Source organism: Caulobacter sp. DWR3-1-2 (genome assembly GCF_049896225.1).
GTDB lineage: Bacteria > Pseudomonadota > Alphaproteobacteria > Caulobacterales > Caulobacteraceae > Caulobacter.
This window is the reverse complement of the sequence record NZ_JAFCTW010000004.1, coordinates 334,729-358,112: the sequence shown is the minus strand read 5'-3', so window position 1 is coordinate 358,112 and position 23,384 is coordinate 334,729. Positions and strand designations below refer to the sequence as shown.

20 protein-coding genes are annotated in these 23,384 nt (G+C 64.0%); 9 read left to right on the top strand and 11 right to left on the bottom strand.

The window, feature by feature from the left end; genetic code table 11:
- Positions 1-66 precede the first annotated feature (66 nt).
- The gene (locus ACP696_RS08360; protein ID WP_426010547.1) at positions 67-1,194 is read left to right on the top strand and encodes an NAD(P)/FAD-dependent oxidoreductase; all 1,128 of its coding nucleotides are present in this window, start codon (positions 67-69) and stop codon (positions 1,192-1,194) included.
- Positions 1,191-2,459, top strand: a complete 1,269-nt coding sequence (locus ACP696_RS08355; RefSeq protein WP_426010549.1) for an HAD-IIIA family hydrolase — start codon at positions 1,191-1,193, stop codon at positions 2,457-2,459. Before ACP696_RS08360 ends, ACP696_RS08355 begins: the two co-directional genes overlap by 4 nt.
- Before the next feature lie 19 nt (positions 2,460-2,478).
- Here ACP696_RS08355 and ACP696_RS08350 read toward each other — a convergent pair whose 3' ends face one another.
- Both ACP696_RS08350 and ACP696_RS08345 read right to left on the bottom strand, forming a co-directional pair.
- Complete coding sequence (locus ACP696_RS08350) at positions 2,479-3,231, bottom strand: ABC transporter ATP-binding protein (RefSeq protein WP_426010551.1); 753 nt, start codon at positions 3,229-3,231, stop codon at positions 2,479-2,481.
- 7 nt (positions 3,232-3,238) lie between these two features.
- The gene (locus ACP696_RS08345) at positions 3,239-4,018 is read right to left on the bottom strand and encodes an ABC transporter permease (protein ID WP_426010553.1); all 780 of its coding nucleotides are present in this window, start codon (positions 4,016-4,018) and stop codon (positions 3,239-3,241) included.
- Between the two features lie 161 nt (positions 4,019-4,179).
- Here ACP696_RS08345 and ACP696_RS08340 point away from each other — a divergent pair, with 161 nt between their 5' ends.
- The 3 genes from ACP696_RS08340 (at position 4,180) to ACP696_RS08330 (ending at position 6,505) form a co-directional block, all read left to right on the top strand.
- On the top strand, positions 4,180-5,277 hold the full coding sequence (locus ACP696_RS08340; RefSeq protein ID WP_426010555.1) for a DegT/DnrJ/EryC1/StrS family aminotransferase: 1,098 nt from the start codon (positions 4,180-4,182) through the stop codon (positions 5,275-5,277).
- Positions 5,278-5,377: 100 nt separating this feature from the next.
- The gene (locus tag ACP696_RS08335; RefSeq protein ID WP_426010557.1) at positions 5,378-6,079 is read left to right on the top strand and encodes a TylF/MycF/NovP-related O-methyltransferase; all 702 of its coding nucleotides are present in this window, start codon (positions 5,378-5,380) and stop codon (positions 6,077-6,079) included.
- A 204-nt stretch (positions 6,080-6,283) separates the two neighbouring features.
- Positions 6,284-6,505 (top strand): hypothetical protein, encoded by a 222-nt coding sequence (locus ACP696_RS08330; protein WP_426010559.1) that lies wholly within the window; start codon positions 6,284-6,286, stop codon positions 6,503-6,505.
- Between the two features lie 18 nt (positions 6,506-6,523).
- On the opposite strand, the gene ACP696_RS08325 is transcribed toward ACP696_RS08330, so the two are convergent.
- The 6 genes from ACP696_RS08325 to ACP696_RS08300 are packed head-to-tail and all read right to left on the bottom strand — an operon-like array spanning position 6,524 to position 13,444.
- Complete coding sequence (locus tag ACP696_RS08325) at positions 6,524-7,420, bottom strand: GNAT family N-acetyltransferase (RefSeq protein WP_426010561.1); 897 nt, start codon at positions 7,418-7,420, stop codon at positions 6,524-6,526.
- Positions 7,421-7,436: 16 nt separating this feature from the next.
- Positions 7,437-7,988, bottom strand: a complete 552-nt coding sequence (locus ACP696_RS08320) for a dTDP-4-dehydrorhamnose 3,5-epimerase family protein (protein ID WP_426010563.1) — start codon at positions 7,986-7,988, stop codon at positions 7,437-7,439.
- Positions 7,988-9,058 (bottom strand): kinase, encoded by a 1,071-nt coding sequence (locus ACP696_RS08315; RefSeq protein ID WP_426010565.1) that lies wholly within the window; start codon positions 9,056-9,058, stop codon positions 7,988-7,990. Before ACP696_RS08315 ends, ACP696_RS08320 begins: the two co-directional genes overlap by 1 nt.
- Positions 9,059-9,094: 36 nt before the next feature.
- On the bottom strand, positions 9,095-10,045 hold the full coding sequence (locus ACP696_RS08310) for an NAD-dependent epimerase/dehydratase family protein (RefSeq protein WP_426010567.1): 951 nt from the start codon (positions 10,043-10,045) through the stop codon (positions 9,095-9,097).
- Positions 10,046-10,086: 41 nt separating this feature from the next.
- Complete coding sequence (locus tag ACP696_RS08305) at positions 10,087-12,288, bottom strand: hypothetical protein (RefSeq protein WP_426010568.1); 2,202 nt, start codon at positions 12,286-12,288, stop codon at positions 10,087-10,089.
- Positions 12,289-12,325: 37 nt separating this feature from the next.
- A complete protein-coding gene (locus ACP696_RS08300) occupies positions 12,326-13,444 on the bottom strand; it encodes a glycosyltransferase (protein ID WP_426043658.1) in 1,119 nt (372 codons plus the stop codon).
- A 139-nt stretch (positions 13,445-13,583) separates the two neighbouring features.
- Here ACP696_RS08300 and ACP696_RS08295 point away from each other — a divergent pair, with 139 nt between their 5' ends.
- A complete protein-coding gene (locus tag ACP696_RS08295) occupies positions 13,584-14,648 on the top strand; it encodes a DUF4915 domain-containing protein (protein ID WP_426010571.1) in 1,065 nt (354 codons plus the stop codon).
- Positions 14,649-14,698: 50 nt separating this feature from the next.
- Here ACP696_RS08295 and ACP696_RS08290 read toward each other — a convergent pair whose 3' ends face one another.
- Entirely contained in the window at positions 14,699-15,628 is a 930-nt protein-coding gene (locus ACP696_RS08290; RefSeq protein ID WP_426043657.1) for an NAD-dependent epimerase/dehydratase family protein, read from the bottom strand.
- Between the two features lie 154 nt (positions 15,629-15,782).
- Here ACP696_RS08290 and ACP696_RS08285 point away from each other — a divergent pair, with 154 nt between their 5' ends.
- Both ACP696_RS08285 and ACP696_RS08280 read left to right on the top strand, forming a co-directional pair.
- Positions 15,783-16,736 (top strand): NAD-dependent epimerase/dehydratase family protein, encoded by a 954-nt coding sequence (locus ACP696_RS08285; protein WP_426010573.1) that lies wholly within the window; start codon positions 15,783-15,785, stop codon positions 16,734-16,736.
- Between the two features lie 12 nt (positions 16,737-16,748).
- Positions 16,749-17,888 carry a hypothetical protein gene (locus ACP696_RS08280; protein WP_426010574.1) on the top strand — a complete coding sequence of 380 codons (1,140 nt, stop codon included), beginning with the start codon at positions 16,749-16,751 and terminating at the stop codon, positions 17,886-17,888.
- Here ACP696_RS08280 and ACP696_RS08275 read toward each other — a convergent pair.
- Together ACP696_RS08275 and tkt are read right to left on the bottom strand one after the other, a co-directional pair.
- Positions 17,885-19,045 (bottom strand): AGE family epimerase/isomerase, encoded by a 1,161-nt coding sequence (locus ACP696_RS08275; protein ID WP_426010575.1) that lies wholly within the window; start codon positions 19,043-19,045, stop codon positions 17,885-17,887. The two genes, ACP696_RS08280 and ACP696_RS08275, sit on opposite strands and share 4 nt — an antisense overlap.
- A gap of 86 nt (positions 19,046-19,131) precedes the next feature.
- Complete coding sequence (gene tkt / locus ACP696_RS08270) at positions 19,132-21,096, bottom strand: transketolase (protein WP_426010577.1); 1,965 nt, start codon at positions 21,094-21,096, stop codon at positions 19,132-19,134.
- Between the two features lie 177 nt (positions 21,097-21,273).
- On the opposite strand from tkt, the gene ACP696_RS08265 reads away from it, so the two are divergent.
- Entirely contained in the window at positions 21,274-23,310 is a 2,037-nt protein-coding gene (locus tag ACP696_RS08265; protein WP_426010578.1) for an NAD(+) synthase, read from the top strand.
- The last annotated feature ends 74 nt before the right edge of the window (positions 23,311-23,384 follow it).

The window sequence follows — 23,384 nt, the reverse complement described above, 5'->3', positions numbered from 1 at the left end:
TCCCCTCGCGCCGCAACGGCGCATGCACGTTCACCTCCGCGCCAACGTCTGTTATATCGCCCACGCATGATAGAATCCTTCGAGGTCGACACGCTTGTGATCGGGGCTGGCGTGGTCGGCCTGGCTTGCGCAGCGGCTCTGGCCAGGCAGGGGCGGCGAGACGTCGTCGTGCTGGAAGCCGAGCGAGCGATCGGCACGCAGACTTCGTCGCGCAATAGCGAGGTCATTCACGCCGGGATCTATTACCCGACAGGCAGCTTGAAGCATACCTTGTGCCTCGAAGGCCGCCACCTGCTTTATGCTTATTTGGCTGAGCGCGGCGTGGACCATCGTCGGTGCGGCAAGCTCATCGTCGCTACCGATGTAAATGAGAACGACAAGGTCGAAGCGCTTCACCACCAGGCCTTGAGAAACGATGTCGAGGGGATGGAGATGCTGACAGTCGCTCAGGCTCGGGCGCTTGAGCCGGACCTGAACTGCACCCTCGCTAGCCTCTCAAGCCAGACCGGCATCATCGACAGTCACGGGTTCATGGTTAGCCTGCGTGGCGAATTGGAGGATTTCGGCGGCGTGGTCGCCTTTAACGCGCCGGTTACGAGGATCGAGGCGCGCGCTGCTGGGGGCTTCCAGGTTACGGTGGGCGGCCCGGCTCCGACGTTGGTCGTGTGCGCTCGGCTCGTCAACGCCGCCGGCCTGGGCGCGGTCGGCCTGGCGCAGACCCTCGAAGGCTTCAGCCGCCCCGTGCCGGCCCTGCGCTTGGCCAAGGGATCCTACTTTGGTTATGCGGGTCGGCCAGCGTTCTCTCGACTAATCTATCCCGCGCCCGTGGACGGTGGGCTGGGCGTCCACGTGACCCTCGATTTGGCGGGGAGAATGCGCTTTGGGCCCGACGTCGAGTGGCTGCCAGGCGACGACCCTGGTCGCGTGGACTACGCGGTTGATATCGCGCGGGCCGATTCGTTCTACGCGGCCGTGCGCCGTTATTGGCCGGGACTGCCTGACGGCGCCTTGGTCGCCGACTATGCCGGGTGCCGCGCCAAGCTAAGCGGTCCCGGCGAGCCAGCCGCGGATTTCAGGATCGACGGTCCGGGCGCGCATGGCCGAGAGGGGTTGGTGGAGCTCTTCGGGATCGAGTCGCCAGGCTTGACGAGCGCCTTGTCGATTGCGCGTCTCGTCGCCGCGACTCTGGCATGACGGATGCCAAATTCACCCATGATGTAGGCCGGATGGCCTCATCCGAAAGCGAAGGAAGAACCATGAGGCAGGCTGTGATCCTGGTTGGGGGCAAGGGAACGCGCCTTGGTGGTCTGACCCGGAACACGCCCAAGCCGCTGCTGCAGATCGATGGCGACCGGCGCTTTTTGGACTATCTGCTCACGAATGTCGCGCGCCACGGCATAAGCGAAATTCTGCTCATCGCGGGCCATCTGGGTGACCAGGTGCAGCAGCGATACGACGGTCAGCGGATCGGTGAATGTGAAATCATCGTCGTGCGCGAACCCGAACCCGCTGGCACGGGCGGCGCGTTGGTTCATGTTCGCGACCGGTTAGACCCAGTATTTCTGATGTTGAACGGCGATTCGTTCTTCGACTTCAACTACTTGGCTCTCACCAGCGTGCTGCGGCCTGGTGACCTGGGGGCTCTGGCTCTTCGCTGGGTTGGAGACGCGCGGCGCTATGGCGCGACCGAGCAGCGCGACGGCCGCATCCTGAGTTTTCGCGAAAAGGACGAGACGCTGGCCGATGGGGCCTGGATCTCCGGCGGAGTCTACCTTCTCAGGCGGTCGGTTTTGGATTATCTGGGACCGCTACCTTGCTCGATTGAGTCGGACGTCTTCCTACAGGCCGCCGCGGCAGGCCGGCTGGGTTGCGCGACCTTCGAGGGCTATTTTCTGGACATCGGCCTGCCCGAAACCCTGCAACAAGGTCGGGACGAGTTGCCGCGCGTCACCCGTCGGCCCGCCGTATTGCTGGATCGCGACAGCACCTTGAACGTGGACACCGGCTACACGCACCGCATCCAAGACTTGCGCTGGACGCCGGGCGCCGTAGCGGCGGTGAGGGCCATCAACGACGCCGGTTGGCTGGCCTTGGTGGTGACAAACCAGTCCGGCATCGCTCGTGGGCTCTACACCGAAGACCAGATGCGCGCGTTCCACGCCCACATGCAGCGCGAGCTCGCCGCGGCCGGCGCACATATCGACGGCTTCTATCACTGCCCGTTCCATCCAGAGGCGATCGTGGACACCTATCGCGACGCCGATCATCCTTGGCGCAAACCGAACCCGGGCATGCTGCGCGTAGCCTTGTCCGACTGGCAAGCGGATACGGCGCGCTCCGTGATGATCGGCGACCAAGACAGCGACATCGAGGCCGCCAAGGCTGCGGGCGTACGCGGCGTGAAATATGAAGGAGGCGCGCTCGACGTCTTAGTCCGCGCAGCCATCGCGGGGGCCTGACGCCCCCGCTAACGGCGGCTTACATGGCGGCTTCAGCTTGCCGCATGGCCACGGTGTATTCGTCAATCACCTCGTCAGGCTCGCCGAAGCGAACCATACGTCCGCCGTCCATCCAGAGCACCTTGGTGCAGGTATGGCGGATCAGTTCGAGAGAATGGCTGGCGAACACCAGGATCCGCGTGCGGTTCAGCATGCTGGTCAGCTGGGCCTCAGCCTTGTCAACGAAGTTGATGTCGCCGGCGCTCAGCCATTCATCGAGCACAAGGATATCGGCGTCGATCACCGTGCTCAAGGCGAAGGTCAGCCGAGCCTTCATGCCTTCCGAATAGGTCCGGAAGGGCAGGTGGATGAATTCGTTGAGATTTGTGAACGCGGGCACCCAGGTTCGGGCGTGCTTGATCTCAGCCTCGGTCGCGCCCAGAAAACGCAGCGGCAACTCGATATTGGCTTCGCCCGATAGCTCGGGGTTGATGCCCAGGCCCTTGTCGATTAGGGCCACGACCCGGCCTTGGATATCGACCCGGCCACGTTGGGGATGCGCAAGGCCAGCGACCACGCGCAAAAGCGTGGACTTGCCTGACCCATTGCGTCCGATCAGGCCCAGTCGGTCTCCGTCTTCGAGCTGCAAGCTTAGGTCGCGGATGGCGCGCACCTGCACCACTCCTGAAGGGCCTCCGCTAATCCTACGCATGGCGGACAGCTTCAGCGAGCGCCCCGCGACTTGGTAGACAGGGTAGTTGAAGTCGATGTGATCAAGATTGATGCGGGCCATTGGGGTCTCAAAGCCACAGGAAAAGCTTGCGGCGGGTGTACGCCTGAACGACGAGGGCAAGCGCCAGGCTGACGGCCGTTACAGCCAAGGCGACGCCCCAATTCAGCAAGGTCGGGACGTGGCCCAGCAGAGGTTGGCGGATCAGCTCGACGAAGTGGAAGAGGGGGTTGAGGACGACCACCGGGTTGCTGGCTTTTAGCTGACTGGCGCGCCAGAAGATCGGCGTCAGGAAAAAGGCGAGCTGAACGAAGCTGGCCATCACTTGCGGAATGTCACGGAACCGGGCGCTCAGGGGGCCCAGGATAAGCGCGACGCCGAAACCGAACAGCAGCATGATCGCCAGCCCGGGCAGCGCCAGCACGATCAAGGGTGAAATGCGGTGCTGGAAAATGAAGAGCATCAGGACCACAACCAAGAGGTTGTGTCCAAAGATGATCAGGTTGCGAAAAACCATGCGCGCGGCAAACAGCGATAGGGGGAGCGGCAGCGCCCGGAGGTGGCTGTCGGACTCCATAACCACGTTGCAGGACTCAAGCAGCAAGCCCGACAACAGCGTCCAGGCGACCAGTCCGGCGGCGATAAAGGAAACATATTCCTTGAACGGCTGGTGAAAGATCTGGCTGTAAAGCAAGCCTAAGCCGATGATCAATGAGGCCATCGCCAAGCTGATCCAGAACGGGCCCAGCAAAGACCGTCGATATCTTAGGCTGATATCCTGGTTCGCCATGAGGAACCAGACGCGCCACCGGGTGAATATGGCGGCAAATTCGTCTGCGGCAGCGAGCATGTATGTCCTTGGGTACGGTAGAAAGCCTAGGCGCGCGAGCGACGCTTATCCGCCAAGGCGACAGGGCGCAACCCGTCGCGCCACCGATTGTCACGTCGTCCGCGATGTGGCACGTGCACGAAACCCAGGCCGGACAAGCCGGCGCGCCAGTGGATCGAGCCATGAATTTCTTCACTACAAAAGTGTCAGATGAAGCAATTGAGCGGGTCGTCCAGGTTCTTCGGTCCGGCTTCCTAAACGAGGGGGCGGTCGTCAAGGAGTTCGAGGCGGATCTAGTTGATTATCTCGGCGCCCCGCACGTCGTGACCACCAACAGCGCGACCTCGGCGCTACATCTGGCGTTGATCCATCTGGGAATTGGACCGGGTGACGAGGTGATCATTCCGCCTCAAACCTTCGTGGCCACCGGCCTGGTTGTCCTGCATGCGGGGGCGACCCCGGTTTTCGCCGATATCGACCCTGAGACGGGAAATATCGACCCGGCCTCGGTGCGACGCAAGATCACGGCGCGCACCAAGGCCGTCATTCCGGTGCACTGGGGCGGCGAGCCTTGCGACATGGATACGTTGAACGCGATCGCCACCGAAGCGGGGATCGCCGTTATCGAGGATGCGGCTCACGCATTCGGAGCGGTCTACAAAGGCCGGATGGTCGGTACGCTGTCGCGCCTGACCTGTTTCTCATTCCAGGCGATCAAGGGGATGACCACGGGAGATGGCGGCGCGATCGCCGTCCAGTCCGAGGAGGACGCCATCCTGCTCACCCGCCGGCGCTGGTTCGGGATCGACAAGACCCGCACGCCGGTCACTGACATCGGCGAGCGCAGCGTGGCGATCGACATCCTCGGCTACAAGTACCACATGAACAATATCGCCGCTGCCTTGGGCGTCGGGAATTTGCCTGACCACCCAGCCCGCTTGAGCCGCCGCCGCGAGATCGGGGCAACCTATCTGCACGAACTGGCTCAGGTCGCTGGCCTGCGCCACATTCGCCGCCGTGCCGACAGCGAGGGGGGGTTCTGGCTGTTCCCGATCCTGGTCGAGCGACGTGAAGACTTCGGGCGGGCGATGAAGTCGCGCGATGTGCCGATCACGGTCGTGGACCGCAGAATCGACAAGCACCCGATTCTGGGCGGATTGCGTGAAGATCTTGAAGGCGCTGCCCGTTTTGACGCCGAACAGATCCATATTCCGATTCACGAAGACCTCAGTGACGAGGACGTGGCTAAGGTCGTGGAATCCGTAAAGTCGGGGTGGTAAGATCTTGCGAAAATCTTTCTCGCATCGCCTAAAGCTTTTGCGGCAAAAATTTCGGAATACGCCCGGTCATTCGGATCCAATCGTTTGGAGCAATACCAGTATGAGTTACGAACAAATCGCCTCCAGTCTAATGACGGGCTGCACCTTTGCCCCGAATACATGGCCAGCTTCGAGTTTCCCCATCGGTACGATGTGGGGCGCTCGCATCAACGATGCCATGTGTGTGGTGGAGCGCGAATACGCTGCGGCTCTGCTGAAGCAATTGCATGAAGAGCAGGTCCCCGGCGCGGTCGTCGAGTTCGGCGTCTTCGAGGGCCGTTGGTTGGAGTTCCTGATGAACACCATGGACGGGATGGGCATGGCCCGTCCCGTGTTGGGTTTCGACAGCTTCGAGGGTCTTCCAGCCCCGACGGAAGCCGATGAAGGCATGGGCTGGGCGGAAGGCGAATATAATGCGCCGCTGACCCAGGTTTCTCAGCGTCTCCGCCTGGCCGAGCGGCCGCACCTCAAGCTCATCAAAGGTTGGTTCTGCGACACGATCGGCTTGCCCGAAGCCCAAGTGGACCAGATCGCCTATGCCCGCGTCGACGGAGACCTGTACGAATCCGCCGTCGATACCCTGTCCTACCTGAGCGGAAAATTGGTTGACGGCGCGATCCTGGTTTTCGACGATTGGACCTTCAATCCGGAAAAGGGTGAGACCAAGGCCTTTTTCGAATGGGCGCCGACGTCCGGCTACACGTTTGAAAGCCTGGGTTTCTTCTCAATCGGCCGCCTGTATATGCGAGTCTCCAAGACGTAAAAGCCCCGCTCCGGGGGAGGTCGAACCACCGAGATATCGGTTCAGTTCGAGCCTCCTCAGGCGCCGGGCGGTCGTCAGCTTTCGGTGACAAGACGCCCATTACGACCGACGGTCACGGACAACCAGCCCGGCGTGAACATTCATCCGGAAATCATGCATCGAACATGCGGCGAGTTCGTTTCGGACAGAGTGGAGAACCGCCCTATGTCCGACCCTGAACCGACTGTTCCGCGTCAGCGCTCGTCGTGGAAGAAAAAGGAATGGGCGGTCCTCGCGGTCTTCATGCTTGCGGTTGCCCTGGTCTTGATCTTCAAGCCGTGGGTTCCAGAGCCCGCTCCCACGAGGGAGCGTCCCGCCGTCATGAAGGATATTCCAGCCCAACCCGGCACCTATCCGGCCAACGAACCGCCGTCCTCCGCCCGTTGAGCCTCGCGCTGTGGCGGCCTAATAGACGTCGACGTCCAGCATTCCAATGTTCAATCCGGGGAGGGCGTCACCCTCGCCGCAAAGGTAGCGCTCGCGACGGGACGCGGTGAACCCGAGCGCCTCGGCGGCAGCGTTTTCGGCGAGGCCGGCGGGATAAAAGGCAGCCTGGCCGACGTTTTGAGCGTCCAGCCAGGCAAGCGTCGCCTGGAGAATGGGTTCTGGAGAACCGCCGACTTGCGAGAGGAACAGGCCAACGATGTCGCCGAATCCCTCGCCGCTGACCGGATCGCGGAACAGTTTGATCACGGACCAGCCTTGTGGAGCCTCCGGGGGGCCAGCCCTTAGCCACGTATAGTCGTAGCGCGGGCTGTGTTCCGTGCGCCAGGCCAAGGTCGCTTCGTCCCGCGGATAGAAGGTTCGCGCGCCGGGCGCCAACGACGCCGGAGGAGGGCGCGCCACGGGCTCGGCCGGCGCCGAGTCTGTCCCGGCGGTGAGCCGGGTCCAGTCGGCCAACACCTGCCAGGTCTTCCAGCCCAAACGACGGCTCATGGCATCGCGAGCCCGGGCGTTGCCGATCACCGCCAGCCGAAGGGCGCCGCGCCGACGGGCCTCATCGATCGCGGCTTGGGCGAGAGGGGCGATGAGGCCGCAGCCCTGATGGTCGTCGGCGATCATGATGTCCAGGCTCATGCCAGCGACCTCGACCCCACTAGAGATCACGTGAACGCCATAGGCGGCCACCATGCGCTCGCCGGCCCAGCCGGTCATCAGCAACGGGGCGTGGGGACAGTCGAAGAACTGCCAACGATAGTACCGTTCGTCGATCTTTCGTGCGTATAGGCTGTTGGAGAGCGCGCGGAAGGCTTTCGCGTCGCCCGGCTCGTCGCGGGCGAGGCGGAAATGGACTTCGGTCACGAGAAAGGCTCCAAGGTCACGGCGCTGCCGGTGGGAAGCGCGCGTCGCGGTCGCCGACCAAGGCCGCGTCGCCCAGTGGCCAGGGAATGGCCAGGGCGGGATCGTTCCACAACACGCCCGCTGCGGCTGAACGGTCGAACGGCGCGTCTGTCATCCAGCTTGTCGAAGTGTCGTCCTCGACCGTCTGGACCGCATGGGCGCATCCGGGTGGCACGTACATCACGTCGCCGTCCCGCGCCGTAAGCAGGGCCGCGTCCCAGCGGCGATAGGTCGAAGACTCGGGCCGCGAATCCAGCACCACCGAATAGGTCGCGCCCTGTACCACACGCAAGATCCGCGCCTGGGCGCTGGCGCCGGCCTGATAGTGAAAGCCTCGCACCGTACCCTTGCGCACCGCGTGGTTCTGGTTTTCCTGGACAAAGCCCCGCCAACCCGCCGTTCGCCAGAGAGCCTCGGTGATGACTTCGCAGGTCCAACCTCGACTGTCTTCGAAACGCGTGGGGCGAAACAACCAAGCCCCGACGACAGCCAGGCGAGTAGCGCCCGCGGCTTCGAGGGCGTTGGCCATCAGGCCTCGCGCGCGGGCCGGATCGGCATCCGCTCGTAGTTTGCCGTCAGTTGGGGCTGGTGCAGCACGACTTGGCTACCGTCGCGCTCGAAGCGAAAGGGGATGTGGATTGGCCTGCGCACATCGTCGAGCTTGAGGTTGGACATGGCGAACAGCACGTCAGGCTGCGCCTCAGGCGGAACAAACAACAGCATGAAGCCGCCGCCCCCCGCCCCGAGAATCTTTCCGCCCAGGGCTCCGGCCTGCAGGGCGGTGTTGTACATCCGGTCGATCGGCCCGCTCGATACGCCGGCCGACAGGCCGCGCTTCTCCACCCAAGCCTCGTGTAGCAGCCGACCAAAATCGTCTATCGGGGACCCTTCGTCGAGCAGGATGGCCTCGCCATCGCCGACCATCTTGTACAGCTTCTCCATCCGCTCGCGCTGATCGCCAAAGGTCTGGACCTTGGCTATTTCAATAGCGCTGGCGTCACGAGTGAAGCCGGTGAAAAACATCATTAGGCGGCTTTCCAGCTCCATCTGCCGGTTCAGGGACAGCTCCAGGCGACGCACGCCTAGATCTCCGTTGGCTTCGAAGTCGATGCGGTTCAAGCCGCCGAAGGCGACGGCCGTCTGGTCTTGGGAGCCGACTGGTTCTTGAAGATATTCTTGCTCTACCCGAATGGCCTCTTGGGCGAGACTCATTTTGGAGACCGTCTTGCCTTGGTGGCGCATCAGGGCGTGCAAGGCCGCAACGGTGAAGGCGGATGACGAACCCAGACCGGACCGGGCCGGAAGATCAGCATTATAGGCGATCTCGTATCCGGCGTCGTCCGGGTCGGTATAGTGGGTCAGCACCGCACGGACGACCGGATGTTGAATTTCAGCGATCGTCGCGGCCTGCTCCAGCATTCGCCAGGAGACGCGGTAGTTGAAATCAAATACCGCCGGCAGGTGGCGCAGCGTGATGTAAACGTACTTGTCTATGGTTGTCGACAGCACGGCGCCGGGACCGTAAGTCTTGAACCAGCTCGGATGATCGGTGCCGCCTCCGAAGAAGGAGATGCGCAGCGGTGTTCTGACGATAATCAACCAAAGACTCCCAGATCAGATGTCCGTGTCGCTAAATTATGCGCGGAAGCCATGTTTTGGAGCATCCAAGTTGTTTAGATACCACTGAACGGTGCGCTTGATGCCAGTCTTGAGGGGCGTTGGGCATGAAAGGCCCAGTTCGGCTAACGCGCTGACGTTCATCAGGTGCGGCGAGAGCGCGTCGACCGACGGCTCCGTCAGGTCGACCTCGACGCGATAGCCCGTCGCTTCGCGCACCGCTTCAATGATGTCGCTGACGCTATAGCCGACGCCCTGTGAAACATTCACCGGGCGCGGGCTGTCATTATCAATGAACCAGGGGATCAAGGCGGCGACGTCGCCGGCATAGGCCAGATCGTACAGGACGTCGTCGGAGGCCGGGAGGCTGATCTTGCGTAAGCCGGACCGTTCCGCCTCCGTCATGCAGCGGATGATCGAGGCGACCGTGGCGGTTTCCTGGGCGCGGAAATTGTCTTGTTCACCATAAAGTTCGCCCAGGATCAGGACCGCGCTGTCCATTCCATATTGGTAGCGATAGACGTCGGCTGCGGCAGCGCCGAGGCGCTTGCCAATGGCGTGACCGGCGTAGTTGGCCGGGTTGTAGCCGGCCCACAGCTGGCTTTCCGCCACAGGGGAGAGGCACCGCGCAGGGTAACTGTCGAAGGACACAGGATAGACGATCTTCTTGACCCCGTTTTGGCTGGCCGCCTCATACAGATTCAAGGTCATCGACGCGTTCTGAAACAGACAGTCGGCGGTCCAGGCCCGGTTGAACTCTTGACCGCCTCCGTAAGCCGCGAGGTGCACGATGCAGTCGGGCCGGGTATCGCGGATCAGGCCCAGCGCATGGTCGAGGCGCGACAGGTCCCCTGCCTCCGAACCGACCGCCATAATGGTCCGATCTGAAAAACGCTGCTCGAGGAGGGGCACCACGTGCCGGCCGAGCAGGCCGGTAGCGCCGGTGACGAGGATCGTTTGATGGGTCATCTGGATATCCGCTGGACGGCGATTGCTGGGCGGGACGCGGATCAGGCGGCGTTATCGAGCAGCTTGGGCTCCGCCGCGGGCTCTGGGGCCGCTGGCAGGAGCAGGTCGCGGGCGTGATCCACCACCTGCTTGGCGAGAAGATTGGCGTCGTTCTCGGCGGCCCATGATCTGGCGAAGCTCGCCGCCCCTTGCCTGTAGTGGGCATAGTGGCGACCGATCTCGGCGAGGGCCGGCGCGATTTCTTCCGGATCGCTGACCACCATGCCGACCGCCGCCAATGGGGCGTCGAACGCGCGCAGGTCAAGGCCGAAGGTGCGCACGGACCAGTCGCTGGGCTGCAACAGCGGGTTCAAGCGCTCAATACGCGACCGCACCAGGACGGCTTGTTCGGGGACTTCCACGATGGCGACGGCGGCGCCCTGGCGGCTGCACAGGAGGCGACGGCGAAGGATGACAGTTCCGTCGACGGTGCGGAACTCCGCGACCCAGGCCAACTGATCAGTGACCGCGCGCTGCGTGAAGTCGCAGACTGAAACAAGGTGGCTGACCGTTCTGGGCAGGACTCGCCAGGTCAGGCCGTACGACGAATGCTTTGACGCGGCGATCTCGATCTCGATGGACTGGTGGTCCACGGTTAATTGCTTGAGATGGGTAACATATTCGAGAGACGTGCGCAGGCGCCGGCCACCCCAGGTGTCGTCGCTGACCAGGACCGGCCTGCCAGCCATGATAGCCTCGGCAAACACGCCCGAGCTGCCCGCGTGATAGAGTGGATGCCGATAGTTCAGCATGAAGAGATCGCTGCGTCTCACGTTCGCGACATATTCGGCCGAACTGGGCGGCGAGAGGATCAGCTTCACGCCGACGTCGTCTTGCGCCATCAAGCGGTAACGCTCCGAGCGGGTCTGATCGATGCCGTCGGGCACGTTAAAATTGCTTTGGGCAAGCATCGCGAACCGCGGAGCGTGCTTGAGATTGTCGGTCGGGTCAGACCTCAGCTTCGCGCGGTCGATTTCGTAGCGATGGGCGGTTCGCCGCTTGAGCATCGCGTCGCGCGCATCGGGCGAGGGACGGTTGGGCAGGAGAAGAGCTCGCGCCTCGCTCTCGTCCAAGTCGGCCATCCGATAGAGTTGGCGCAGCCAGTAACGATGGGTCGCCGAGAGGTCCCGCATGGCGTTCGAGAGGTCGCAATAGCCCTTTTCGGGCCGCGCGTCGCCTAGATAGCCGATCGTCAGCGGGCGGTCGTCCGGGAGCGGATCGTCAACAAAGTCCGATAAGGCCTTGGGCATGGGGATCGGCAGAGCCTGGAACTGGAAAACACCCAGGTGCGAGTATTGTTCGGCGAGTTCGTCAGTATCGACCCACCAACCTGTCCGCACGTCTTTCCGGCTGTCGAAGGAGATCAGCCTGGTTCGCAGGCTACGCTGGTTCTGGCCGACAACGTAGCTCGGCCCCTGGTTGAGGAAGATCGGTTCCCGGAAAACGAAGTTCCAGTGGAGTTTGCGCGTCCTGGGGAAGGCTTCCAGCACCTTCAGATAGATGTTGAGGTCAGACACCACCGTGGTGGTGCAGAAGATGATGTCGTTCTCTGTCGGCTCAAGGCGCGTGAGGGCGCGTCCGATCGAGGCGACCAGCGCCTGTTCCGGCCCGTCCCGTGACTGTAAGACCGCGCGAAGGAGCCTGAGGGGTTCCTTCACCGCCAGGCGCGCCGTCAGCACTTCCCAGCGGGCGCGCAGTGCGTTGGCGAGGCGCGTCCGGCGACCGCGGGCAGACAGCCACTGCAGGCCACGCATCGCGACGCGATAGGGCCAAGTCATCACCCAGACGACGAGTCCGATGAGGCGCACGGCCAAGGCGGCTGCACCGATCAGAAAGGCGCCAACGATCAGGCCGCGTTCCGACTGCAGGGAAGCGCCCCGCCGCATTTCGTTCAGGGCCAGGTGAGCGATGCCAAGACGTGAGAAATAAAAGCGTTCCCGCATCCGCCGAGTGTGGCGACGCCTATCCTTTTCACGCTCAAGCTTACGCTTGGCGCGCATCTCCTGGCCCAAGATCACACGATTGAAATCAAACTCAATGACGGCCTTCAGGCCGGGCGGGCGCGCCCCCTTGAACTCGCGATTGGCGAGAAAGACGGGTTCATAGCCTTGGGCGACGAACGCCTCGACCAACCTCAGGCAGTATTCCAGATGGTGGCCGCCGCTCGACCTCATGAGCTTGTCGGTGAAGATTATCCGCGGCATTGCGAGCCCATCCGGCCAATCGTTTCAAACGTGGTCATCACAGCACCCCGGCCAGGGCTTGGCGGATATGCGGTTCGACGCGAGCGAACTGGCGTGGCCAGTTAAGTTCGTCGCGAGCCGCGATCTCGCAGTTTCGGACCAAATCCGCATAGGCGCTGGTGCCATAGATCCGCTGCGCCCGCGCCAGGGCCCGGGCGAAAGCTGACAGGGACCAATCTTCCATGATCATGCCACAGCCATAGCGCTCGACCAGTTCAACGCACTGAGGGTGCGGCGCGCAAATCGGCGGCACGCCGGCCTGGATCGAGGTGAAGAAACGGTTCGAGGGGAGATAGTAATGTCCCGGCGAAATCTCTGGATTCCACCACACGAAGGAAAAGATGTTCTCGGCCCGGCGCGCATTCAACTCTTCCGCAGGAGCCACGCCAAAATAACGAATGTTGTGCGCGTCGCGCAGGGCGGCTTCCACCTCGCCGGCGTTCGGATCCGTGATACGCCCGAACAGATCGAACTGATACTCGCGAACCAGTTCCGAGGTGAAGTGATCAGCTAGCGCCTGATGGCGGTGAAGGGTTCCGTACCAGAGAAACCGGCCGTTGCGCTGGTCGGCCGGCAGGCTGTGCACGGCCGCAGGATAACTGACGTCGGCGACATTGTAGATCGCGGTCGCCACCTTCGGCTGAGTTTGCACCGTGCGCACGTCATAGACCAGCCGTTCGACGTCGGGCGTCACCATCAGGTCGACGTCAGCAAGCATCAGGCGGTGCGCGTCGATATCGGCTTCCTGGAGGTTCGAGATGAATTCGTACGCATGGTAGATGATCCGCTGGGGACGGCGCTTGAGACCGATCAGGCTGGTGAAGACGCTGGAGCCGAAAACCACCAAAAGCTTTGGGTTGTATTTTTCCACCATGCGCAGGGCTTGCGAAAGGTATGCGCGTTGCCACATCGGACTGTGGTCCGGATAGTCAGACGAGACGCGCTTGAGCTCAAATGCGGGACCCCACGGCATTTCGACCGGAGGGCGGGCGATCTCGTCGGGCTCAATGAGCAGGCCGCGCTTGCCGAACAGCTTGCAGATCGAGTCCATCAACGCAGGCACCTCCGGCGATCCGTACCCTACGCTAACGTCCGAAATGCCAATGATTTCTGCCACTCAAGCCCCCAACATCGTGACCGACGCTCGCTTTATCCGATATGGTTAGGAGCGTCAAATGACGGTTGCAATTCTGGCCTGGATTTGTTTGACCTAAAAGTATCTATACTAGAATAGTTTGAGTGAAGAGCAAGACACTATGGATTCAATCTTTGATATTCCCTCCGTTCTTGAGGTAGATAAAGGCCGCGTTTTTTCGGGTCACCTAGTTGAAAGCGAATTTGTTCTTGCTGATCGAGTCACCCATTCGCGGTCGCGTAGCGTCCTAATCTCGTTCTGCAACACTTGGCCGGCAGGACACGGGCTGGCGGTGCTGGATCCTGATAGCGGCTACTTTCGTTGGGTGGGTCACGGCGTGCCAAGCCGACCGGCCTTCAACGGCACCGACGGATTGATCCGTGTCCCCGGTGGTATGCTGGCCATGGAACAGGTCTATGGCGGCGGAACTTGGTTGACGCGCTATGACGAAACCCTGGCCCCGAGCCAGGCTGAGGACCTGCCCGAGATCGCCGACGGGCACGACCTAAGGTCGTGGCGGGGGGGCTTGGTGGTGGCGGACACCGGCCACGATCGGATCGCTTGGCTGCGCCCCGGCAAACCAACCAAGACCCTGTGGCGGGCTAGCGACACCGGCGCCGACACTCAGCACGTCAATTCGGTCGCGGTCGTGGGGGGGCGCGTTCTAGCCACGGCGTTCGGCGTTAAGCCGGGGGCAGGTTGGCGATCGGCGCGCGGCGGCTTCATCGTCGATTGCGTGAGCGGCGAAATTCTGGTGTCAGGGATCGCGCAGCCTCATTCCCTGATTGCCGAGGGTTTGGCCTTCTGGTGGTGCGAGTCCGCCACCTCGACGGTTTGGCGGCACACCCCCGGGGAAGGCGCCGCGCCGGTGGCGCGCCTGCGCGGCTATCTTAGGGGGCTAATGGTTACGCCCCGGCACGTCATCGTCGGGGCTAGCGCGCACCGCAGGCGGTCGAGACATTTAGGCGTTACGGTGCCGATCGAGCGCGAGGCGCTGCACGTCGATGAGAGTCTTCTGTATGTTATCGACCGCAAGACAAGCGCGGTGAAGATATCGTCGATCCTGCATGCCGGATCGGAAGTGTTCGCCATCGCACCCGCGCCGCGAGGCGTACGGCGGCCCGACTGGGCCGACACGCTCTCTGCGATGACCGCGCGGTTTCAGACGGCGGCGAGCGCGTTCTGACCGAGACCAAGGGCCGCGAGCGGCGTGAGCGCCGATCGCGGCCCTGCAGGTCAGACGTTGGCGTAGCGCGAGTTGCGGATGGTCTTGTAGCCGCGCAGCAGTTCGGGGATGCCCCGATCTAGCGTCCAGTCGGGGGTCCAGCCGGTTCCTTCGAGCTTTGCGTTCGACACGATGTAGTCGCGCTTGTCGGGATCCTCGCCGATAGGCGCTTCCAGGAACACGAAGTTGGGCACGTGCTCCTGGATTTTGGCGCACAGTTCCAGCTTGGAGAGATTGGCCGATGACAGGCCTAGATTATAGGCTTGGCCGCCCATGGTTTCGTAGTTCTCGATCCCGTACAGAAAGCCCTTCACGACGTCGCGAATGTGGATGTAATTGCGCTTGAAGTGACCTTCGAAGATTACCACGGCTCGGTCTGTGACCGCGCGCCAAGCGAAGTCGTTGACCAGCAGGTCTAGCCGCATGCGCGGCGCCATGCCGAACACGGTCGCCAGGCGGAAAGAAACACCACCCTGCTCGAGCACGGCGTTTTCAGCGGCCATCTTGGTGATGCCATACAACGACAGAGGGTTCAGCGGGGTCTCTTCGGTGCAGAACTGACCGGCGATGCCGACGCCGTAGCCCGAGTTGGTGGTTGGATACACCATCATCTGGCCCTCGCCCTTGCGCTTGGCCAGGGCCACGACGGCGTCCTGGTTGAGCGTCTGTGCGGCGATCGGATCTTCCTTGCACAGCGGGGCGCCGACCAGCGCGGCGAGCGGAATGATTACGTCCGCCTTGGGGGTCAACTCGTCCAGCAAGCGCTCATCGCGAGCGTCGCCGCGCACAGGCGTGAAGCCTTCGTATTGGCAGCACGCCGCCAGAGCGGTGTCGCCACGCGCGAACGTATCGAGCACCGTGACCTCATGCCCCATTTCAAGAAGGGTCGGGGTGAGGATGGAGCCGATATAGCCGGCGCCTCCGGTGATGAGTACGCGCATGCGATGTCTCTCTTCCAAATAATGTCGAAAAGCGCGTGGCTATTGGCCGTCCGCGTCAGGCTTGTCAACAACGCGCCTCTTCGTGTCCGTTGACCCCGGACGGTGGGGTCTGTCATAGGCGGCGCGCGCGAAATGCGCTGACGAAAGGCGCCTGATGACCCAACGCAAGATTCTTGTCACCGGCGCGACCGGTTTTCTCGGCCGCCACATGATGCCGGTATTGCGCGAAGCCTATCCTGACCGGGAGATCGTCGGAGCGTCCAGCGTGGATGGAGATCTCACGCAGTTCGAAGCCACCCGCGCGCTACTCGACAAAATTCGCCCCGACGCGGTGATCCACTTGGCGGCCTATTCCGGGGGGATCGGCGCAAATCGCTCTTGGCCCGCCGACTTCTACTGGCGCAACATCACCCTGGTCTCGAACATGTACGAGGCTGCCGCCCAAACCGGCGTCAAGCGCATCGTCTACACCATGGGCGGCTGTTCGTATCCCGGCACCGCCACCTCGCCGATCAGCGAGGACCAGATGTGGGAAGGCTATCCGCAGGGCGACTCCGCCGCCTATTCGGCCGCGAAGAAGATGGGTATCGTCGCCGCCAAGGCCTACGAGGCCCAGCATGGCATCAGTTCGACCGTTCTGGTGCCCGGCAACCTGTTCGGCGAATTCGACAACTATCGCAATGGCGAGAGCCACGTGATCCCGGCGTTTCTGCGCCGCTTCCACGAAGCCAAGCTGAACGGCGTGAGCGAAGTCACCTGTTGGGGTCGCGGCATCGCCCAGCGCGATTTTGTCTATGCCGAAGACGTGGCCAGGGCCATTCCCCAGTTTCTCGACCGCACGGACGTGCCCGGTCCGGTCAACCTTTCGCACGGAGCGACCACGACCATTCGCGAGTTGGCGGAAACCGTCGCCGAGGTCGTGGGTCTCGAAGCGAAGATCAATTGGGACCACGACAAGCCCGAGGGTCAGCTAATCAAGATCTTCGACGTCAAGCGCATGCGCGAGATGGGCATCGACTGCCCCACGGGCCTGCGCGAAGGCCTGGTCAAGACCTACGCGTGGTTCCAGGAGAACTACGCCGAAGCCGGCGACGGCCTGCGTTTGTGATCGGCGAAACACGTGGCGCCTTTGTCCGGACTGACGATCCTGGCGCCTGGCCTGACGAACCGCGTCGGCCACGAGCATGAATATACGCTGATGGTCGCGCGCGCGGCCATCAGCCGAGGGGCGACGGTGCGGGTAATTTGCCCGCCGCCGACCGAGGAGCTCGGTTTGCCTGGCGAAACTCTCGCGGTTCTGCCGACGCGGCGGGCGCCGATTCCGGATCGCTCTCTGGCGACGCGGGTCCGGGCACGGCTCCTGCCGCTGCGGGAGCGACTCGAGCGTATGCGGTACGAGCGCCTCTTCGCGCGGAGCGGCCCGACCCTGTGGTTGGTTCACACTGCGCCCTATGACGAAATCGCCAGAATTGCCTTGGCCTTCTCCAGGTTCGGCAAGGGCCGGCTGGCGGTGATCTTGCGCTATGACCATTACGACGATCCAGCCGCGGTCGAGGCTGTCCGGCGGGCCCTGGCGCCGGCTTCCGATCCGCGTATCGCGCTTTTCGCCGACAGCGAGACCCTGCGAACCCTGCTTGCCCCCCTCGCGCCTGCGGAGATTCGCTTGGCGCCCATCCCAGTCCAGGCCGCGTCCGGGGTCGCGCCCAAGCCTCGGATCGTAGGCTTTTTCGGGGCGATGCGTCGCCAAAAGGGTTTTCAGCACCTGCCGGGTCTTTTCGCCGCGGCGTTGTCGGCCGACCCGACCTTGAGCTTTGTGGTCCAGGTCTATGGTCACCCGGATGACGCGCCTGACCCGGAGATCGCGCGAGCTCTGGCCGCGCTGCGCGCCGCGCCGCGCATCACCTTGCTGGAAGCCCCGCTTTCCAGCCAGGAGTTCCACATTGCACTGGCAGGCTGCGCCGTCTTGTTGACACCCTATGATCCGGTCATCTATCGCGCCGGAACCTCGGGCATCTTCGCGGCCGGGCTGGCGGTCGGCTGCGCGGTCGTTGGCCCGCTGGACGGCTGGATGGGCGACGAAGCCGCCCGCGTCGGGCTGACGCGCTACTTCCCAGCCGACTTCACCGATCTCGCCGCGGCGGCCCAGATATTGACCGACGCCGCTGGCGTGGGCGCCTCGCCCTTCGTCCCGACCAAAGCCGAGGCCGACTGGATTGGTTTCAACTCGGCTGAGAGCCTGGTGACGCAGCTGGGCCTTTAGAGCGCCGCCAGACGCGGCTCGATCCGCAGAACCTCGGCGAAGGCCAGGAACACGTGGTAGAGCGTCGAGGCTGGCGCGAAGTTCACGCGATGTTCGCCGTTTGGACCAAAATGATCCATCCAGAGCGCCGGTCGACCGTAGCCCAGGTAGCGATCTAGCAGCACGCGGCTGGAACTGGCCAGGGCCGTCCGGGGGTCTTCGCCTAACTGTTCGAAACGCGCCACATGGCCCTTTAGCCGCTCGGTGTTGGGCCAGGTGCGCGAGCCGCGATCAAGCACAACGCCATCGTCCCGAACCTGGTTGAAGGTGACGCCCGTCTCAGGATCCACGCCATGGCGCTCGGCGAAATCGGTGAGGCCTCTGACCAGGTCGCCTGTCTTGGCGCCGGTCAGTCGCTCAAGATTGGCCAATATCCAAGCCCATTCTAGCTGGTGGCCCGGCTCGACGATCCGGCCTTCGTCACCGGACGCGCGATTCCAGTCGTCGTCGAAATATTCCGCCAGGGTCTGGGTTTCGGGGTCGAAGAGCCGGTCGCGGAAAAGGCTCTCCAGCTCCTGGGCCAAGACGGCGTAGCGCGCGTCGCCGGTCGCCTCAAGGCAGGCCAGCGCGGCTTCCATGAGGTGCATGTGAGGATTCTGCAGCCGCCTGCCCTTGGCCGGCTTCTCGTGCAGGAAGCCACGACCCTGGCTGGGACGCATGTGTGCGTCAAGGAAATCGAGGGTTTGCAAGGCAAGGGCGGCGGACGCGGTGTCGCCTGTGGCGCGGACGTGCCAACCCAGGGCAAATAGAGCGAATGCGATGTCATAGAGGTCCGGCGTCGTGTCGAGCACCTCGCCTTGACGGTTGAGAAGACGGGCCCAGCCGCCGTCCGGCCCTAGCCACGCCTTCTTCAGAAACGCTACGCCTTGGTCGGCCAGCGCCTTGCCGGGCGTCCAGCCCAACACAGCGGCGTGGGCGAACACGTAGATCTGGCGGGAGGTGACCCGTGTACGTTTGAAATCGACGCCTGTGTCGCGGCCCTCGAAGTCGAGTTGTTCTAGGAAGCCGCCATTCTCGTGATCGACGCCTTGTTCGGCCCAGAAGGGCAGAGCCTGGTCGAACATCCAGCGTCGGATGTCGGCGAACGGCACATCGATGGCGGTCTCTGGGGCGGACAAGGGCATCTCCTATGGCGGCGGCGCCTGTTTGCATCGGGTTGCTCGCCGCGTCCAGAGGCGAGGATCGCCGCCGATTCCTGCGCCCTTCAATCTGCCGCGCGCGCCGCTACGGCCTCAGCGGTGATGCCAAATTCCTTGTAGAGGCGCTCGAAAGGCGCCGACGCGCCGAACCCCGTCATGCCCACGAACTTGCCATCCTCGCCGATGAAGCGTTCCCAGCCCATGCGGATGGCGGCCTCGACGGCGATGCGGGTGGGGGCGGTCCCGATCACCGCCTGGCGATAATCGGCCGGCTGCTGCTCGAACAGCTCCCAGCATGGGGTGGAGACCACACGGGTCGGCTTGCCTTGGGTCTGCAAGATGTCGCGAGCCGCCACGGCGATCGAGACTTCCGTGCCCGAGGCGAAGATCGTCACCACGGCCTCGCCGCCCTCGGCGGCCAGCAGCTCATAGGCGCCCTTGGCCGACAGGTTTTCGGTGGCGTCGCCGCGCACGCCGGGGACCTTCTGGCGCGACAGGCACATCACCGACGGAGTGGCGGCCTGGTCCAGGGCGATCTTCCAGCATTCGGCGGTCTCGACCGCGTCGGCGGGGCGGAACACCAGCAGGTTGGGGATGGCCCGAAGGGAGGCCACCTGCTCGACCGGCTGGTGGGTCGGGCCGTCCTCGCCCAGGCCAATGGAGTCGTGGGTCATCACGTGGATGACCTTGGCCCCCATCAGCGCGCCCAGGCGGATCGCCGGGCGGCTATAGTCGGCGAAGGCCAGGAAGGTGCCCGAATAGGGGATGACCCCGCCGTGCAGGGCCATGCCGTTCATCGCCGCGGCCATGCCGAACTCGCGCACGCCGTAGTGCACGTAGCGGCCGTCATAGTCGGGCTTGTCGAAGGGCCGCATGCCCTTGACGAAGGTGTTGTTGGAGCCCGTCAGGTCGGCCGAGCCGCCGATCATCTCGGGAATGGCCGGAATCAGCTGGTCCAGGGCCGCGCCGGAATGGACGCGGGTCGCGTTGCCCGGCTTGGTCTTGGCGGCCTCGGCCAGATGAGCGTCGATGCGGTCATAGGCTCCGGTCGGCAGCTGGCCGGCCATGGCGCCGGTGAAGTCGGCGACATGGTCCGAGGCGGCCAGCTTCGCGTCCCAGGCCTTGCGGGCCTTGGCGCCGCGACGGCCGACGGCCTTCCAGGCGGAGGCGACATCGGCGGGCGTCGTGAAGGGGCCGTCGGTCCAGCCCATCGCCTCGCGGGCATCCTTGATCTGATCGTCAAACAGCGTGTAGCCGTGGCTGTGGGGGTCGCCTTCCTTGGGGCCCGCGCCCTTGGAGATCAGGGTCTTGCAGGCGATCAGGGTCGGCTTGTGCTGCCGGGTGGCCCAGCGCAGGGCGGCGGCGATCTTGCCGTGGTCGTGGCCATCGACGGCCTTGACCGCCCAGCCAGCGGCCTTGAAGCGGGCCATCTGGTCGCCGGTCTCGGCGATCGTCGCCTCGCCGTCGATGGTGGTGTTGTTGTCGTCAAACAGCACGGTCAGCTTCGACAGGCCAAACCGCCCGGCCAGGCTGATGGCCTCGTGGCTGACGCCCTCCATCAGGCAGCCGTCGCCGGCAATCACCCAGGTGCGGTGATCGACGACGTCCTTGCCGAAACGCGACGCCAGATGGGCCTCGGCCATGGCCATGCCGACCGACATCGCCAGGCCCTGGCCCAACGGGCCCGTGGTGCATTCGACTCCGGGCGTGTGGTGGACTTCTGGATGGCCCGGGGTCATCGAGCCCCACTGACGGAAGTTTTCGATCTCCTTCATCGTCACGGCCTTGAAGCCGGTCAGGTGCAGCAGAGCATAGAGCAGCATCGAGCCGTGGCCGGCCGACAGCACGAAGCGGTCGCGGTCGGCCCAGTCGGGCTGGCTCGCGTCGAACTTCAGGAACTTGCTCCACAGCACCGTCGCCACATCGGCCATGCCCATCGGCATGCCTTGGTGGCCGGACTTGGCCTTGTGGACGGCGTCCATCGACAGAACGCGGATCGCATCGGCCATTTTGACGGGCGAAACAGGCATGGGACAGGCTCTTTTGATGCTTTTGTGTCGGGGGTCTGCGCGGCCCGCACGTGGCACGCGAGGCCGATGGGGTCAAGCAAAGCCGGCCTCGGGCGCGCTCTCCCTTGCCCGGCCGGGCGCGCGCCGTTACCTGATAGCCACGCCCGCAGATCGCGGCCGCAACCGAAGGCTCAACCCTTGGCGGACCTGTCGTTCTTCTCGCCCTATCGCCACGGCTTCGTCCGCGTCGCGACGGCGACGCCGAAGGTCAAGCTCGCCGATCCGGCCGCCAACGCCCTGAGCGCGCTGGCCTTGGTGCGCGAGGCCGACGCGGCCGGCGCGGCGGTCATCGTCTTTCCGGAACTGGGCTTGACTGGCTACGCCATCGACGACCTGCTGCAGCAGGACGCCTTGCTGGACGCCGTCGAAACGGCCATCACCACCCTGGCCGAGGCCAGCAAGGACCTGGCCCCGCTGTTCGTGGTCGGCGCGCCGCTGCGCGATAATGGCCGGCTCTACAACACCGCCGTGGCGATCCAGGGCGGGCGGGTGCGGGGGGTGATCCCCAAGAGCTTCCTGCCCAACTATCGCGAATTCTACGAGCGCCGCTGGTTCACGCCGGGGGCCGGCGTCACGGGCCGCACGCTCAACCTCGCGGGCCAGGCCGTTCCGTTCGGGACCGACGTTCTGCTGCGCGCGGTGGGTGACGTCGCCTTCACGGTCGGGATCGAGATCTGCGAGGACGTCTGGACGCCCACCCCGCCCAGCACCGCCCAGGCCATGGCCGGGGCCGAGATCCTGCTGAACCTGTCGGCCAGCAACATCACGATCGGCAAGTCCGAAACCCGCCGCCTGCTGTGCGCCAGCCAGTCGGCCCGGGCCATCGCCGCTTATGTCTATTCGGCGGCCGGGGCGGGCGAGAGCTCGTCGGATCTGGCCTGGGACGGCCATGTGGACATCCACGAGTTGGGAAACCTGCTGGCCCAGAGCCCGCGCTTCTCGACCGAGGCGGTGGTGGCCATGGCCGACGTCGATGTCGGCCGCATCCGCCAGGAGCGCATGCGCGTCGTCAGCTTCGGCGACGCCGCGACGCTCAGCCCGCCCTTGACGCCGTTCCGGATCGTCCCCTTTGACTTCACGCCGCCGGCCGGCGACCTCGCGCTAAAGCGGACCGTGGAGCGTTTTCCGTTCACCCCGTCCGACCCGGCCAAGCTGGCCGAGAACTGCTACGAGGCCTACAATATCCAGGTCCAGGGCCTGGCGCGGCGGGTCGAGGCCTCAGGTCTGTCCAGACTGGTGATCGGCGTGTCCGGCGGACTGGATTCGACCCAGGCCCTGATCGTCGCCGCCAAGGTCATGGACCAGCTGAAGCTGCCTCGGACCAACATCCTGGCCTACACCCTGCCGGGCTTCGCGACCTCGGACCGCACCAAGTCCAACGCCTGGGCGCTGATGAACGCCATGGGCGTCACCGCCGCCGAGATCGACATCCGCCCCGCCGCCCAGCAGCTGCTGAAGGACCTGGACCATCCGTTTTCCCGGGGCGAGGCGGTCTATGACGTGACCTTCGAGAACGTCCAGGCCGGCCTGCGCACCGACTATCTGTTCCGACTGGCCAACCAGAATGGCGGGCTGGTGGTGGGCACCGGCGACCTGTCGGAGCTGGCCCTGGGCTGGTGCACCTATGGTGTCGGCGACCAGATGAGCCACTACAACCCCAACAGCGGCGTGCCCAAGACCCTGATTCAGCACCTGATCCGCTTCGTGGCGGCCTCTGACGACGTGGACGAGGCGACCGGCGACCTGCTCGAGGACATACTGGCCACCGAGATCTCGCCGGAACTGGTGCCGGGTGAAGTGACCCAGGCTACCGAAAGCTTTGTGGGCCCCTACGCCCTGCAGGACTTCAACCTCTATTACATGACCCGCTACGGCATGGCGCCGTCCAAGATCGCCTTCCTGGCCTGGAGCGCCTGGCATGACGCGGCCGCCGGCGCCTGGCCGGTTGGCACGCCGGACGCGGCGCGCAGGGCCCATGACCTGGCGGAGATCAAGCATTGGCTGGCGCTGTTCCTGAAGCGGTTCTTCGCCAACCAGTTCAAGCGCTCTGCCATGCCCAACGGGCCAAAGATCTCGTCCGGCGGGGCCCTGTCGCCGCGCGGAGACTGGCGCATGCCTTCAGACGCCACGGCCGACGCCTGGCTGGCGGAATTGCGCGGCGGAATGCCGGACTAGGACCTGAAAGCGGCGTCAAGCGTTAGAACAGCTCATTTTGGCGAAGGCGATGTGGTAACTGACGGCTGCCGCGC

Bases quoted from the DNA above. Each gene is read 5' to 3' on its own strand.
- ACP696_RS08360 (WP_426010547.1), top strand. From the start codon at position 67: ATGATAGAATCCTTCGAGGTCGACACGCTTGTGATCGGGGCTGGCGTG.
- ACP696_RS08355 (WP_426010549.1), top strand. From the start codon at position 1,191: ATGACGGATGCCAAATTCACCCATGATGTAGGCCGGATGGCCTCATCC.
- ACP696_RS08350 (WP_426010551.1), bottom strand. From the start codon at position 3,231: ATGGCCCGCATCAATCTTGATCACATCGACTTCAACTACCCTGTCTAC.
- ACP696_RS08345 (WP_426010553.1), bottom strand. From the start codon at position 4,018: ATGCTCGCTGCCGCAGACGAATTTGCCGCCATATTCACCCGGTGGCGC.
- ACP696_RS08340 (WP_426010555.1), top strand. From the start codon at position 4,180: ATGAATTTCTTCACTACAAAAGTGTCAGATGAAGCAATTGAGCGGGTC.
- ACP696_RS08335 (WP_426010557.1), top strand. From the start codon at position 5,378: ATGAGTTACGAACAAATCGCCTCCAGTCTAATGACGGGCTGCACCTTT.
- ACP696_RS08330 (WP_426010559.1), top strand. From the start codon at position 6,284: ATGTCCGACCCTGAACCGACTGTTCCGCGTCAGCGCTCGTCGTGGAAG.
- ACP696_RS08320 (WP_426010563.1), bottom strand. From the start codon at position 7,988: ATGGCCAACGCCCTCGAAGCCGCGGGCGCTACTCGCCTGGCTGTCGTC.
- ACP696_RS08310 (WP_426010567.1), bottom strand. From the start codon at position 10,045: ATGACCCATCAAACGATCCTCGTCACCGGCGCTACCGGCCTGCTCGGC.
- ACP696_RS08305 (WP_426010568.1), bottom strand. From the start codon at position 12,288: ATGCCGCGGATAATCTTCACCGACAAGCTCATGAGGTCGAGCGGCGGC.
- ACP696_RS08295 (WP_426010571.1), top strand. From the start codon at position 13,584: ATGGATTCAATCTTTGATATTCCCTCCGTTCTTGAGGTAGATAAAGGC.
- ACP696_RS08290 (WP_426043657.1), bottom strand. From the start codon at position 15,628: ATGCGCGTACTCATCACCGGAGGCGCCGGCTATATCGGCTCCATCCTC.
- ACP696_RS08285 (WP_426010573.1), top strand. From the start codon at position 15,783: ATGACCCAACGCAAGATTCTTGTCACCGGCGCGACCGGTTTTCTCGGC.
- tkt (WP_426010577.1), bottom strand. From the start codon at position 21,096: ATGCCTGTTTCGCCCGTCAAAATGGCCGATGCGATCCGCGTTCTGTCG.